The sequence below is a fragment of the Streptomyces sp. WAC00040 genome (genome assembly GCF_056835925.1).
The window spans coordinates 2,034,278-2,047,551 of the sequence record NZ_JAKQZE010000001.1 but is presented as its reverse complement, the minus strand read 5'-3'; the positions used below and the strand labels follow the sequence as shown (position 1 = coordinate 2,047,551).

The window sequence follows — 13,274 nt, the reverse complement described above, 5'->3', positions numbered from 1 at the left end:
TCACTGAGCAGTGGCCACCGGGTCCGCGTCCTGCCGCGCGGACATACCGGCGCCCGGTGCCGGGACCTCCGGTGAGCCTTCGGCCGCCGGGGCGGCCGACGCCGTGCGGCGCGTTCCCGGCCTGGGCAGCACGAACCCGGCCATCCCGGTGGTCACGACGGCCATGCAGACCATCATCGTGAACATCCGGGTGTCGAGTATGCCCATGCTGAGCCCGGCGTTGAGGATGATCAGCTCGGTCAGCCCACGGGTGTTCATGAGGAACCCGAGGACCGTGCTGTCCCGCCAGCCCAGTCCCCGGGCACGCGCCACCGCCATCGTGCCGGCGAGTTTGCCGGCGCACGCCACCGCCAGGATGGCCAGGAACTCCGTCAGCCCCGTCCCGCCCAGTCCCGCGACGTCGACGGTCAGCCCCGTGGCGATGAAGAAGACGGGCAGCAGCAGACCGCTGACGTGCTGGAACGGCACCTCGAGCGCTTCCTTCACCGCGGGGCGCACGGTGCGCGGCACGGCCAGTCCGAACGCGAAGGCTCCGAAGATCGTCTCGAGCCCGATCCACTGCGCCGTCCAGGCGGCGGCGAACACTCCGGCGGCGACCACGGGAAGCCCCACCGTGATCAGCCTTCCCGTCCGCGCCGCCCGTTCCAGCACGTGCCGCAGGACCGGCCTGACGACCAGGGCCAGGACAAGGACGGCGACGGCGGACCACCCCGCGACGGACAGCAGATGCGAGTAGCCGCCGGAGACCGCCATGACGGACACGGCGACGAGCATGCACCAGGCGAGGATGTCGCCGACCGCCGCCGCGGCCACGGCGAGGAATCCGACCGTCGTCCCGCCGAGCCGGTTGTCGGCGACGATCCGGGCCAGCACGGGAAAGGCGGTGATCGCCATGGCCGTGCCGACGAAGAGGACGAACGTGGTCCGGTCCACGGGCTGCCCGCCCGCGGAGGAATGGGACCCGTGGAGCCAGAGCGCGAGCAGTCCTCCGGTGGCGAAGGGGACCGCGATGCTCGCCACCGACAGGGCCGCGACGGTCCCTCCGCTGCGCCGTAACCTGCCGAGATCGATGTCCCAGCCGATCAGGAACATGAACAGCAGGATCCCGACCTGAGCGATGGCCGTGAGGGCCGCTCGCGTCTCGTCGGGAAAGAGAAGGCTCGGCAGATCACCCGGGAGGAGCCCCAGCAGACTGGGGCCCAGCGCGATGCCGACCAGGATCTCGGCCGTGACCGCGGGTTGGCGCAGTCGCTGCATGAAGGGCCGCAGCAGCGCCCCGAGCACCAGGATGATCGACAGGGCCGCGATGGTCTGGGCCATCGCAGGCGTGGAGTGGGTCATGGTCTTCTCTCCCGGACGGTGAGACGGGCGGCCGCCGGCCTAAGGCTCCGAGGCGGCAGGAGGATCCGGCCGTGCGAGGGTGGCGTCCGTGTAGTCCGGAAGCCCGTTCCATCTGAAGCGCGCGTCGACGCCGGCACCGAGCCCGGCGGCGTTGACGCAGTCCCAGAGCGGGATCACCGGCAGGTCCGCGAAGAGCACGGCCTGCGCCCGTGCCGCCCACCGGTGTGCCTCCGCGTCGTGGGCCGCGCGCCGGGCCGCGGCCAGGGCGTCCTCGAACTCCCGGCTGCGGTAACCCGTCTCGTTGGCCGCTGATCCGCCGGCGAACTGGGCCTGGAGGAAGGACAGCAGCGACGGGTAGTCGCCTCGCCAGCCGGTGCGGAACGCGGTACGCAGGTTTCCGGACGACACGGCGTCCCGGACGTCCTTGAAGGTCGGCAGCGTGATCAGCTCGGTCTCGATGCCGAGGGTCGTACGCCACTGTTCCGACACCTCGCGCAGCCAGTCCTCATGACCACCGTCCGCGTTGCAGGTGATCCGGAAGGGGTCCTCCCAAGGCGCCACCGCGTCGGCCCGCGCCCAGAGTTCCCGCGCCGCGGCCGGATCATGGACCAGCGCCTCCGAGCCGGGAAGGCCGGCCCGGAAGCCCGGGAGGGTGTGGGCGGTGAAGTCGGCGGCCGCGCGTTTCGTGCCCCGGAAGACCCGCCGGACGACCCGGTCCCGGTCGAGGGCACGGGACAGTGCCGCCCGGCGCAGAGCGCCTTCGGCACCGCTGAACCGCGGCAGCGAGTACGGGACGGCCAGCGCCTTGTTCAGGGCGACGGGGCGGTCGACGGCACGGTCGCCGAACTCCGCCCGGTAATCGGCGATCCGGCTGTCGGGGATGCTGTCGAGGATGTCGAGGCGGCCGGCGAGCAGGTCCTCGTAGGCGCGTTCCAGATCGTCGTAGTAGACGAACGACAGGCCCGCGTTGCGTGCCCGGCGGGGGCCTGGATGTCCCTCGCGGGGGACGAGGTCGTAGTGGCCTCCGTCCGGTCCGCCGCCCGGCGCCGGACGGTACGGCCCGTTGCCCACCGGACTGCGCCCGAACGCCTCGGGCCCCCGCTCGAAGAAGACCGGAGGCAGCGGGGCGAACGGGGTGAAGCCGAGGGAGAGCAGGAAGTCCCGGTCGGGTTCGCGGAGCCGGACGGTGAAGGTCAGATCGTCCAGCACGGTGAGGCCGCGCAGCCTGGGGCAGGAGCCGGCACCGTCCGGGGCGTAGCCGTCGATGGGCGCGAAGACGCACCGCTGGGCCTGCCGGTTGGCCGGGTCGGCACCGTAGTTCCAGGTCCGGACGTAGTCGTGGGCGGTCACCGCGCTGCCGTCGGAGAAGGTCCAGCCCGGCCGCAGGGCGACGGTCCATGTGCGCTCGTCGTGGCAGGTGAGGGACTCCAGCATCGCGGGCACCGGGACGCCGTCCGCCGTGTAGACGTACAGGCCGGTGAACAGCAGGTCCAGGATGCGGTTTCCGTACCCTTCGATGGTGTCCGTCGGCACCAGCGGCCGCTGGGGGCGTCCCCCGTTGACCCTGATCAGGCGGGGGCTCATCGCGTCGTCGCCTTCTGCGTGTGCGGCTCGGCCTCACCGGCGGGGCGCTCCGCCCGCAGGCGGGGCGCCAGGCCGGCCACCAGGCTGGCGAGACCGGCCAGCACGAACCCGAGGTGCACCCCTTCCACCGGGACCAGGCCGGCCAGGCCCAGTCCCAGCGCGGACACCGCGATCTTCACCCCCGCCATCGTCACGAAGACGGAGGCCCGCAGGTGTTCGGGAGACGCGTCCCTGCGGACCGCGAACGAGACGGTGTTGAGGACGGACTGGCACGCGCCGACGGCCAGGAACGCCACCGCCGCGCCCCACACCCCGACGAAGGGCACGGCGGCGATGAACACGCCGCTGACGACGGCGCAGAAGCGCGCGGTGCGCATCACGTCCCAGGCGAGCGGGCGGACGACGAAGTACAGCGCGGTCAGCAGCGCTCCCACCCCCGTCGCCGCGATCAGGAGGGGCCCCACCGATCCCGGGAGGCCCTCGCTGCGGGCGAACGTGGTCACGAGGACGAGCAGACTCCCCAGCCCGAACGCGTTGCCGTAGGTGATGATCGTGATGTCGCGCAGGTCCTTGGTGCGCGCGATGGTCCCGAGGACGTTGGAGATCGAGGTGCCGGCGCGATCCGCGGCGGGCACGGGTTCCAGGGGGAGCCGGAGGACCAGCAGGGCCGCCGCGGCGGCCAGGGCGCAGAGCACCCCGACCGTGGCCTGCGCCGACACGGCGGTGGCCACGGCCCCGACGACGGAGTTGCCCACGCTGCTGCTGATCGCGTAGGTGAGCGAGTCCCCCGACTGGGCCCGCCGCTGCGCCGCCCGCGTCTCCGGTACGAGGCTGCCGAGCCAACTGCTCAGCCCGCCAGTGAAGATGGGCCCCAGGAAGCCGGCGACAGCCAGGGCACAGGCCGCCAGGACGACATCGCCCCGCTGGATGAGCAGGCCCGCGACACCGAACAGCACGGCGAAGAGGGCGAAGGAACCCGCGAGTGCCACGCGCGGCGACCTCACCAGCGACATCACCCGGGCGGACAACGGCCCGAACATGTGGGGCACGGTGATGCACGCCGCCAGCAGCGCCGACGCCGCCACTCCGTCGGACTTCTGGGCGAGCAGGACGACGGCCGCGGCCGAACCGGCGTCCGCCGTACGGATCGCGAGGGCGGAGCTGTAGTAGGCGGCGACCGCCCCGCGGGGTGACGGTGCGCGCGGGGTGTCCGCGGCCTGGGTCATGGCAGAGCCTTTCTGCGCCGGTACGGGCGGTCGTGGCGGACATCGCGGGCAGAGCCGGGCGTGGAACGTCAGGCGGCGGTGACGGGGACGAGCAGCCGGTGCTGGGCGCACCAGCGGGACAGCTCGTCGAAGGTCTTGCGCTCGTCCTCGTCGCCCTGGAAACCGACGACGAACTGCTGGATCGCGTCGATGCTCGACGTGGCGCCGCCGTGCGGCTGCCCCATCCGGCCCGTGACGTCGTACTCCAGGACGCCGGGCAGGTCGCACCGGTCCGGGAGCCCGAGGAGCCGGCCCTCGGGCGAGGACTCCAGGTACCAGCCGTACCGGCCCGCGGGCCGCGCCGGGAGTCTCGGCAGGACCTCGTCGGCGAGACCGCACTGCATCAAAGCGTGGGCACGGAACATGTCGGCCCCGTAGGCGAGCTTCCAGCAGGGGCCGACACCGGCGCCGCCGCCGCGAGCGGCGATCTCGCAGAACCGGACCCGCCCGCTCTCCTCGAGGAAGAACTCCGCGTGGAACGGGCTGCCCCCGGTGTCCGGGAGCGTGGCCAGCACAGTGCGGACAGCCTCGGTGAGCCGTGCGTGGGACGGGGCGGACAGGGGCACCATCGCCGAGGTCAGCGGGCGTGCCTCCTGATAGCCGAGGGTGCTGCCGCCGTACCGGGAGACGGTGATGCCGTACGCCTCGTTCCCGATCGTCAGACCGTCCACGTGGTACATGTCGCCGGCCGCGAACTCCTGGACCAGCACCGGGGCGCCCAGCGTCACAGGGTGTGTATCGAGCCAGTCGTCCAGCGCCGTGTCGTCCCGGAGCACCACGGTGTCCTTCGAGCCCGCCCCGTCGACGGGCTTCACCACCACCGGTGTGCCCAGCGAGCGCGCGGCTTCCCGAACCTCGAAGCCGTCGGCCGCGACGGCGAAGGACGGCACGTCCACGGCACCTTGGAGCAGTTCGTACATCCGATGCTTCAGCCGGAACGCCTCAGCGGAGCAGAGGTCCTGACCGCTCGTCACACCGAGCAGCCCGCGCAGCCGGGCCGCGACGATCAGGCCGCGCTCGTCCAGACACACGATGTGCCGCACGCCGTAACGAGCGTGCCATTTCTCCGCCTGGCGCACCGTGGTCCAGTCGCCGAACAGGTCGTCGACCCAGATCCACTCCTCCGCGAGAGCGGCGCTCTCGACGAAGGCCTTGTAGTGCTTCTGGTTCGTGGCGTTGCGCGAGGCGATCAGGACCACGCGGAACCGGTCCGCGAGCCAGCGCACCACGGGCAGGGCCTGAAGATCGAAGCCCGTCAGGACGAGAACGGTGTCGCGGCTCACTGGGCCACCTCCATGGCGATTCGGGACACGGCCTGGCTCAGGAGCAGCTCCAGCTCGTCCGCGGTACCGCCGCGGACGACGAGGAAGCCGTCGAGGTCGACCGAGGAGATCTGACGGGTGCCGGCGGACCGGCGGTGCACCCGCTCGAGCGCCCGGTGCGGTTCGGGGACACAGGAACGGACCAGCGCCGGATCGAAGGACTTGGGGATGCCGACCCAGCCCGTCACGCCGCTGCCCTGGGGGGCCGGGCCCTTCGGCGCCCTGCCGAACGTCGCGTCCAGGAGCAGATCGAACGTGCTGACGCCGAAGTAGGCGTCCACCTGGTCGACGATGCCGAGGCCGCCCGGCCGGGCGGCGACCTCGCAGAGCACCGGTCCCCGCGAGGTCACGAACACCTCGCAGTGGAAGTAGGAGTGCGCGCCGCCGACCAGCAGGCCGAGCACGTCGAGCACCCGCCGGGTGAAGCCGCGGAGCTCCACCGCACGCGGGGAGTCGGGATCGATCATCGCCGTGGACAGCGGCGCGCCGAACTCCAGGATGTCGCTGCGGTAGCGGCTGACCGTCTGGAGAAAGACCCTGCCGTCCAGGACCAGGCCGTCCACATGGCACAGCTCCCCGTCGACGAACTCCTCCGCCTCCATGTGCGCCGGGGTGTAGAAGGCGGGCTGCAGCCCGGTGGCCAGCAACGCGCGCAGCGCGGCCTCGTCCCGCACCACGCGCGTGCCCACCGAGCCTCCGCCGAGACGCGGTTTGACCACGAAGGGGAAGCCGAAGTCCCGCGCGGCGGACAGCAGGTCGAGACCCGTCTCCACCGTGCGGTACCGGGGCACGCTCACCCCGGCGTCCGCCAGGCGGTCCTTCATCGCGGCCTTGTCGCGGAACAGCCGGGCGGCCGCCGGCCGCAGGCCGGCGATGCCGTAGCGCTCCCGGAGCAACGCGGCACGCATGATGTCCACTTCGGACAGGGCGATCACTCCGGCGCAGCCGCCCTGCTCCTCGACGATGCGTGCCGCGTCGTACTCCACCAGGCTGTTGACGTCGTAGTCCTCGTACACGGTCACCCGCTCCGGGGCGACGCCTCCCGTGGTGACGGAGGCGAGGCTCTTCTCCGGGTGGCACAACAGCCTCATGTCCACCCGGCCGGCGAGCCGCTCGTACCCGAACTGTGTGAGCGGGTGCCGGCAGAGCGCGATCCCGGTCGTCATCAGCCCCCCAACTGCAGCGCGTAGGCGTAGTCGGAGACGAAGTCGTCGAGCGACTTGGCGTACCGGTCACCGCTGGTGAGGACCTTGGCGATGCGCCGGCTGTACTCCAGGGCCGTGTCGTGCATCGAGTAGTACATGTCCCAGCCCCACAGGCCCGCGAAGAAGCGGCCCTGCTCCTCGAAGTGGATGTCCGGCAGGAAGGTCGTCCACACGAAGGACTCCACCGGCGAACGCAGTGCCGGAGAGCCGCCGATGAGGTCGATGACGACGGCTCCGACGGGGACGTCCCGCTCGGCGTTCCGCCGGGTGATGATGTATTGGCTCTCGCCGGGCGTCTCCGCGCCGTTGACGATCAGCTGCGCCGAGGCGAGCCGACCGGGCAGCTCGTCGGGCGTCGTCTGGGGCCTGCCGAGCACGGTGAACTCGACGCGCCGGTCGCGCAGATGCTCGAAGGCGCCCATGGAGCAGTTGCCGTATCCCAGGACGAGGACCTCGGGGGTCCGCCCGGAGTTCCGGGAACGGTACAGGTCCAGGCCGTACTTGGTGCCCCCGATGCCGACCTCCCTGATCTGGCCGATGGCGCGCACGGGCTTGCCCCGCTCCTCGGCCAGCAGACCGTCGCGGCCGGCGGGAAGATCCCCTTCGCCAAGTCGGTACGGGCGGCCCACCGCCGGCACGAGGTCGGTGACCCCGTCGCCGACGGTCAGCACGGCAGAACCGGAGAGCGCCGCCCGGGACTGCTCCGCGCCTGCCGTGTCCGTGCAGCGGACCCGGAGCGGTTTGCGCCCGTAGCGCATCAGCGCCCTCAGCAGGCCGTTGACGTACTCCTGCGGCGCCGACGGGTCGAGCATGACCTCCGGTTCCGGCCCCAGGGCGCGCGTGTCCACGCCGGACCCCGCGGCGATGCCGGCCAGGTACCCGTCCGACGGCTCCTGCGGGTCGGTCACCGTCTCCATGCCGACGAGCCGGACTCCTTTGTCCCGCAGCAGCCGCTCCCGCTCGGGGAAGCAGTACAGGTGCCCCATGGAGAACAGCGTGGTCCCGTAGGAAAGCTGCGCCACCTCGGCAGCCGACGGCCCCTTGAGCTTGACCACGAGGTCCTTGCCGCCGTAGCAGGAGGGGTAGGGCTCGACCCGTGCCCCCTCCAGCTCGTACTGGCGGTCCAGGTAGCCGATGCCCTCACCCAGGCCCTGCTGGACGACGACGTCGAACCCGCGGTCGACGTAACGGCGTACGTCCTGGGGAACCAGGGTGGCGCGCAGGTCGTGCCCGCCCGGGTTCTCCTCGCAGTCGCTCTCCTTGGCGAAGAGGATCGTTGTCATGCCCGACCCCCTCCTCAGTCCGTGTAGACGGCGTTGGTCGTCTCGTAGGACTTCTCCTCCAGCCAGTCCTTGAGGCTGGCGAGGGTCAGGTTGACGATGATCCGCTCCACGCCCTCCGTCTGGATCGGAACGGTGCGGTGCAGGGTGGTGTCCGTCTTGAAGACGTACGACTCGCCGGCCCCGTGGTGGTAGGTGCGGATGGTGCCGCCCGCCAGGTTCTCGTGCACGGCCGGGTTCTTCTTGTCCCAGACGGTGTGCGGCACGGCCTGCAGCATGCCGCCGTGCTCGATGGAGGGCGCCTCGGCGATGAAGATGAAGGCGAACTCGTGGTCGCCCCAGTGCCAGCCGTGCGTGTCCCCCACGCGGTTCTGGTGCGTGCCGGTGATCTTCTCGTCCTCGAAGGAAGCGTCGAGGACCGGCGTCCCGACCACCGTGGAGAGCACGGAGCGGAACTCCACGGAGTTGTACAGGGCGGTGAACAGCTTGCTCTGCTCCTGGAACAGCGAGTTGGGCAGACTGCCCAGCCTGCGGGGAGTGTCACCGGTCACGGGGACGGTGATGTCGATCCGCCGGGTGTTGAGGTCCGCGAGCCGGCGCGCCTCGGCCCGCAGCTCGGAGATCAGCTCGGCAGGCAGCAGCGCCGTGGTGCGGGCGTAGTGCTCGGCGGAGTACTGCCGCTTGGCGGCCGTCAGCTTCTCGTCGAGGGTGAGCCGGTGCCGGGCGATCATCCGGTCGATACGGGCGACCTCGTCCATGTCGACGTGCGGACCGGGGACGTTCCCATGGGCGAGCAGCGCGGCAGCGGCGTCGCGCATGGTCATGGCGGGGGATACGGCTTCGATCGTCATGAGCATTCTCCTTGTGCCAGATGTGATGTCGGTGCAGGGAAGAATTGCTGAAATGAGAAACCGGTACGCGGGCGTTCGCAGCGAATGCTGCTCAAAGCCCTCGCATCGCTGGATCTTCGGCGCCCCGGGCGCCATGGCCCGAATACGCGTGGTCGGGATCGTGCGCGTAAATCCTCGGCAGGTCGATCTCGTACTGCTCGAGTGCGGACGACCCTGCCGGGCCCGGATCAGGAGGGGTAATGCGCTCGTCGCTCACACCATTTCCTTCGGGGCTCGGCCGGCCCATCGGGCCAGCACTTCCTGGACGTCACCCTGGCTGAGCTCGCTGCTGAGCCGGCTGACCTCGGCAGGCCTGCGCACGGACAGAACGGGACGGCATCCCCACGTCACGAGGACCGTGCCGTCCTGACGCTCCTGGATTCCATAGAACGAAGGACCGCTCATGGCACCTCCCGTGCCATCGGTTTTCGTCACTCGACGGGTCTCGCCACCTGTGGGTCAAGCCCTCGAATTCGGGACTTTCCGGAATCATTTCCGGACCCACCGGACGCACGGCGCCGGCATCCCACGCCAATGGTTCCACAACTACCGCCCGGCGCCCGTTCTTTCCTTTTCCGCTCACCCCCCTCGCTCTGGCGCGACGGGTAAATCATGCGGGCCGGCGAGCATCGGCAGAAGGGGGATCCGGGGGCCACAATCGGCCAGGCATCAACAGGACAGCACCCGGTTCCGGTGAAACGTACGTGAAATCGGTCGCAGCGGATTTCTTCCCACCCGGGCCCGGCCCGCCCCGGGCGCCCGCGCCGCCGGGACCCGGCCGGTGAGCCGGTGCGGCGGTTTCGGCCGGGACCCGGCCGGTGAGCCGGTGCGGCGGTTTCGGCCGGGACCGCCGCGGGATCGGCCCGGACCGCCCAGGGGGCGCGGATCCTCCGCCGGGAATCGCGCGGCGTCGCCGTGAGCGCCGTGCCATCGTGGTGCCATGACCATCGAAGTTCGCCCGGCTTCGGTCTTCGAGGACGTCCGGACCCTGCTCGGCCCGAAGTCGCCCGGCGCAAACGTCTGCTGGTGCCTGAGCTACCGGATCCCGTCCAAGCTCAACAACGAGCTTCGGGGGCCTGCCCGCGGTGAGTACGTCGCCGAGCTGTGCCGTACCGGTCCCCCTCCGGGTGTGCTCGCCTACGACGGCGACGAACCGGTCGGCTGGGCCGCCGTGGCGCCGCGCTCGGACACGTCCTTCGCGCGCAACCGCAAGATCCCGCACGTCGACGACCTGCCGGTCTGGTCGCTGTGGTGCATCCGGGTGCGCCCGGGTCACCGCAAGCAGGGGATCTCGCACGCCCTCATCGCCGGCGCCGTCGAGTTCGCCCGCGCCCACGGCGCCCCTGCGATCGAGGCGTACCCCCTCGACAACGGCGGGGCCAAGGTCGACCTGACGATGGCCTACGCCGGGATCCGCGCGAACTTCGAGCGCGCCGGCTTCACCAAGGCCGCCGACACCACCTCCGTGCTGGCCGGCCACCCCCGGATCCTGATGCGCCTCGACCTGCGCTGAACATGCCGCACCCGCCACGGGACCGACCGTGCCCCTGCCCACGCGCGGCGGGCGCAGTGCGGGGCCCGGTCACACGGCAAGGAACTTCCTCGCCGCGGCCGCGCCCGCGGCAGGGTCCCGGCCGCCCTTGCCGATGACGGCGGTCACGTGCGCCTCGGTGACGTAGCCGTCGGCGGCGACCAGCGCGTCGATGGCGTCCCGGCGGGCGCTCTCACCGCCGAGCCCCGGGGCGTCGCGGGTGAACGGTGACCCAGAACGCCCGTCACCCCGACGTCCTCGCCGGAGTAGCCGCTTGGCCGCCCCAGGCCTGAACGTCACAGGCGGGGCTTGAAGTGGATGCCGTGCTGCAGATGCATGTTGGTGGTGTCTTCGTCAGCCTTCATGTAGACGCCCTTGTGGATGGCGTAGAGCATCTTCTTCTCGAAGCGGTACAGGACGGCGTCCTCCATCGTCCGGGCCTCCTGGACGCACTTGCGGTCCGTGAGGATCCGGACGTCGGAAACCAAGAAGTACTCCTCCGTGATTTCCGCTCGCGCGGTGAAGTCGTTGCAGCCGGCGTTGCCGTACGCCGAGCCGTCCCTGCTGAACACCACGTACGCCCGGTCTTTCCAGCCGAGGTCGTCCTGGCTGTCGTAGACGGTCACGGAGTCCACTGACCAGTGCGTGTCGTAGATCGTCGACCCGTCCCCCGTCGGCCTCGGGCGAGCATGCCCCTCCGGTTCGGCGGCGCATGCTGTCAGGAGCGTCACGCACACCGCGACGACGCGGGGCATCCAGGGTCTGGGCATGCTCCGTACGACGCTCGCACGGCGACAGCAGTTCCCCGGCCCGGTGCTGGAGGAGCTGACGTCCTGATCACCCGACCAGGCAGACCTTCCCGGTCACAGCGCTGGGCGGAGCAGCAGGCGTCTACCGAGTCCAAGCGCAAGGTCAGGGATTGGAGCGCCTGCGCGACCAGGGACGCGCCCCGGCCGCGAGCTCTTCGTAGCGGCTCCCCGGCCCCCGATCCGGGCCCTACTGAGACCAGAACTGAGACCGCCCGACACGCGCGAGGCCCGCTCCCGCCGCCATGGCCGCATCCGCTGAACAAGGAAACCCCAGGTCGGAGTAATTCCGACCTGGGGTTTCAGGATGAGCCGCCTTCGGGATTCGAACCCGAGACCTACGCATTACGAGTGCGTTGCTCTGGCCAACTGAGCTAAGGCGGCAAGCTGCCGGGAGATACACGTCCTCGCCGAGGACACGCTCTCATCAGCAGCGGCGCCAAGTCTACAGGGTTCTTCGGGGTGCCCCGAACCACCTCCCGCGCGCCCCTGACGAGGGCCTCAGCAGCGCTCGCCGTCCTGCGGGGCCTTGCCCTCCAGGAGGTAGGTGTTGATCGCCGTGTCGATGCAGTCGCTGCCCCGGCCGTACGCGGTGTGGCCGTCGCCGTCGTACGTCAGGAGCCGGCCGGACGACAGCTGGCCCGCGAGGCCCTGGGCCCACTTGTACGGGGTCGCCGGGTCGCGGGTGGTGCCGACGACCACGATCGGGGCCGCGCCCTCCGCCTCGATGGGGTGCGCCTTGCCGGTCGCGGGGACGGGCCAGTGGCCGCAGTTCAGGGCGGCCCAGGCGAAGCCGCGGCCGAAGACCGGGGAGGCCTTTTCGAACTCGGGGACGGCGGCACGGACCGCGTCCGGGGTCTTGAAGGCGGCCGGCAGGTCGAGGCAGTTCACGGCCGCGTTGGCGAACATCAGGTTCGCGTAGGACCCGTCCGCCTCGCGCTCGTAGTAACTGTCGGCCATCGCCAGCAGCGGGGCGCCGTCGCCGTTCTGCGCGGCGGCGAGCGCGGAACGCAGCTGGGGCCACGCGCCGTCGTCGTACATGGCGGCGATCACGCCGGTGGTGGCCAGGGACTCGCTGAGCTCGCGGTCCTCCCCGGTGGGCACGGGAGAGGCGTCGAGCTTCGCGAAGAAGTCCTTGAGGCGGGCGGTCGCGTCGGCGACGGACTTATTACCGAGGGGGCATTCCGCCTGCTCGACGCAGTCGGCGGCGAACGATTTGAACGCCGTCTCGAAGCCGGCCGTCTGGTCGCGGTTCAGCTGGCGGGCGGGCAGGGCCGGGTCCATCGCCCCGTCGAGGACCAGCCGGCCGGTCCGGTCGGGGAACAGCTCGGCGTAGGTCGCGCCGAGGAAGGTGCCGTACGACGCTCCGACGTAGTTCAGCTTCTCGTCGCCCAGCACCGCACGCAGGACGTCCATGTCGCGGGCCGCCTCCGTGGTGGAGACATGGGGCAGGACCTTCCCGGAGCGCTTCTCGCAGCCCGCGGCGAATTTCTTGTACGCCTGCTCCAGCTTGTCCGCCTCGGCGGCGTCGTCGGGCGTCTGGTCGACCTGGGTGTACGTGTCCATCTCGGGGCCCGTGAGACATTCGACGGGCTCGCTGCGGGCCACGCCGCGCGGGTCGACGGCCACCATGTCGTAGCGGGCGCGGACCGGGGCCGGGTAGCCGATGCCCGCGTACGCCTGGAGGTAGCCGACGGCAGAGCCGCCGGGGCCGCCCGGGTTCACCAGCAGCGAGCCGAGCCGCTCGCCGGGCCCGGTGGCCTTGATGCGGGAGACGGCGAGCTTGATCGCCTCGCCCTCGGGCTTCGCGTAGTCCAGCGGCGCCTTCATCGTGGCGCACTCGAACTTCGGCACGCCGCATTCGCGCCAGTCGAGCTTCTGCCCGTAGTAGGGCGCGAGGGAGGCGGAGGGCGCCGACCCGCCGGCCGCCCCCGGGGCCTTCGGCCCGCTCACGGTCGGGCCGCCGGTGGTGCAGGCGGAGGCGAGCAGGCCGACCGTGGCCAGCGGGAGGGCGAACGTGCGGAGCAGGCGCCTGGTGTCCATTCAACGG

Annotated in this window: 13 protein-coding genes and 1 tRNA gene; 1 reads left to right on the top strand and 13 read right to left on the bottom strand. The window is 71.2% G+C overall.

The genetic code is table 11. From position 1 onward, the window contains the following. From MDN94_RS09405 to MDN94_RS09365, 9 genes are all read right to left on the bottom strand, one after another. Complete coding sequence (locus MDN94_RS09405; protein WP_482725417.1) at positions 1–1,341, bottom strand: cation:proton antiporter; 1,341 nt, start codon at positions 1,339–1,341, stop codon at positions 1–3. 39 nt (positions 1,342–1,380) lie between these two features. Continuing rightward, positions 1,381–2,925 (bottom strand): peptide ABC transporter substrate-binding protein, encoded by a 1,545-nt coding sequence (locus tag MDN94_RS09400; RefSeq protein WP_482725416.1) that lies wholly within the window; start codon positions 2,923–2,925, stop codon positions 1,381–1,383. Continuing rightward, positions 2,922–4,151: an MFS transporter gene (locus MDN94_RS09395; RefSeq protein WP_482725415.1), complete on the bottom strand. Its 1,230-nt coding sequence runs from the start codon at positions 4,149–4,151 to the stop codon at positions 2,922–2,924. Before MDN94_RS09395 ends, MDN94_RS09400 begins: the two co-directional genes overlap by 4 nt. Before the next feature lie 68 nt (positions 4,152–4,219). Beyond that, positions 4,220–5,473, bottom strand: coding sequence for an ATP-grasp domain-containing protein (locus MDN94_RS09390; protein ID WP_482725414.1), 1,254 nt, complete (start codon positions 5,471–5,473; stop codon positions 4,220–4,222). Further along, on the bottom strand, positions 5,470–6,678 hold the full coding sequence (locus MDN94_RS09385) for an ATP-grasp domain-containing protein (protein WP_482725413.1): 1,209 nt from the start codon (positions 6,676–6,678) through the stop codon (positions 5,470–5,472). Before MDN94_RS09385 ends, MDN94_RS09390 begins: the two co-directional genes overlap by 4 nt. Beyond that, positions 6,678–8,000: a hypothetical protein gene (locus MDN94_RS09380; protein WP_482725412.1), complete on the bottom strand. Its 1,323-nt coding sequence runs from the start codon at positions 7,998–8,000 to the stop codon at positions 6,678–6,680. Before MDN94_RS09380 ends, MDN94_RS09385 begins: the two co-directional genes overlap by 1 nt. Before the next feature lie 14 nt (positions 8,001–8,014). Beyond that, the gene (locus tag MDN94_RS09375) at positions 8,015–8,848 is read right to left on the bottom strand and encodes a HalD/BesD family halogenase (protein ID WP_482725411.1); all 834 of its coding nucleotides are present in this window, start codon (positions 8,846–8,848) and stop codon (positions 8,015–8,017) included. Positions 8,849–8,939: 91 nt separating this feature from the next. Further along, a complete protein-coding gene (locus MDN94_RS09370; RefSeq protein ID WP_482725410.1) occupies positions 8,940–9,104 on the bottom strand; it encodes a hypothetical protein in 165 nt (54 codons plus the stop codon). Further along, on the bottom strand, positions 9,101–9,292 hold the full coding sequence (locus MDN94_RS09365) for a hypothetical protein (protein WP_482725409.1): 192 nt from the start codon (positions 9,290–9,292) through the stop codon (positions 9,101–9,103). Before MDN94_RS09365 ends, MDN94_RS09370 begins: the two co-directional genes overlap by 4 nt. 535 nt (positions 9,293–9,827) lie before the next feature. On the opposite strand from MDN94_RS09365, the gene MDN94_RS09360 reads away from it, so the two are divergent. Continuing rightward, positions 9,828–10,400 (top strand): GNAT family N-acetyltransferase, encoded by a 573-nt coding sequence (locus tag MDN94_RS09360; protein ID WP_482725408.1) that lies wholly within the window; start codon positions 9,828–9,830, stop codon positions 10,398–10,400. Between the two features lie 69 nt (positions 10,401–10,469). Here MDN94_RS09360 and MDN94_RS09355 read toward each other — a convergent pair whose 3' ends face one another. The 4 genes from MDN94_RS09355 to MDN94_RS09340 form a co-directional block, all read right to left on the bottom strand. Beyond that, the gene (locus tag MDN94_RS09355) at positions 10,470–10,718 is read right to left on the bottom strand and encodes a hypothetical protein (protein ID WP_482725407.1); all 249 of its coding nucleotides are present in this window, start codon (positions 10,716–10,718) and stop codon (positions 10,470–10,472) included. Then, positions 10,715–11,188: an META domain-containing protein gene (locus MDN94_RS09350; RefSeq protein ID WP_482725406.1), complete on the bottom strand. Its 474-nt coding sequence runs from the start codon at positions 11,186–11,188 to the stop codon at positions 10,715–10,717. Before MDN94_RS09350 ends, MDN94_RS09355 begins: the two co-directional genes overlap by 4 nt. 346 nt (positions 11,189–11,534) lie before the next feature. Then, positions 11,535–11,608, bottom strand: a tRNA-Thr gene (locus tag MDN94_RS09345). Positions 11,609–11,725: 117 nt separating this feature from the next. Continuing rightward, entirely contained in the window at positions 11,726–13,267 is a 1,542-nt protein-coding gene (locus MDN94_RS09340) for an alpha/beta hydrolase (protein ID WP_482725405.1), read from the bottom strand. Between the last annotated feature and the right edge of the window lie 7 nt (positions 13,268–13,274).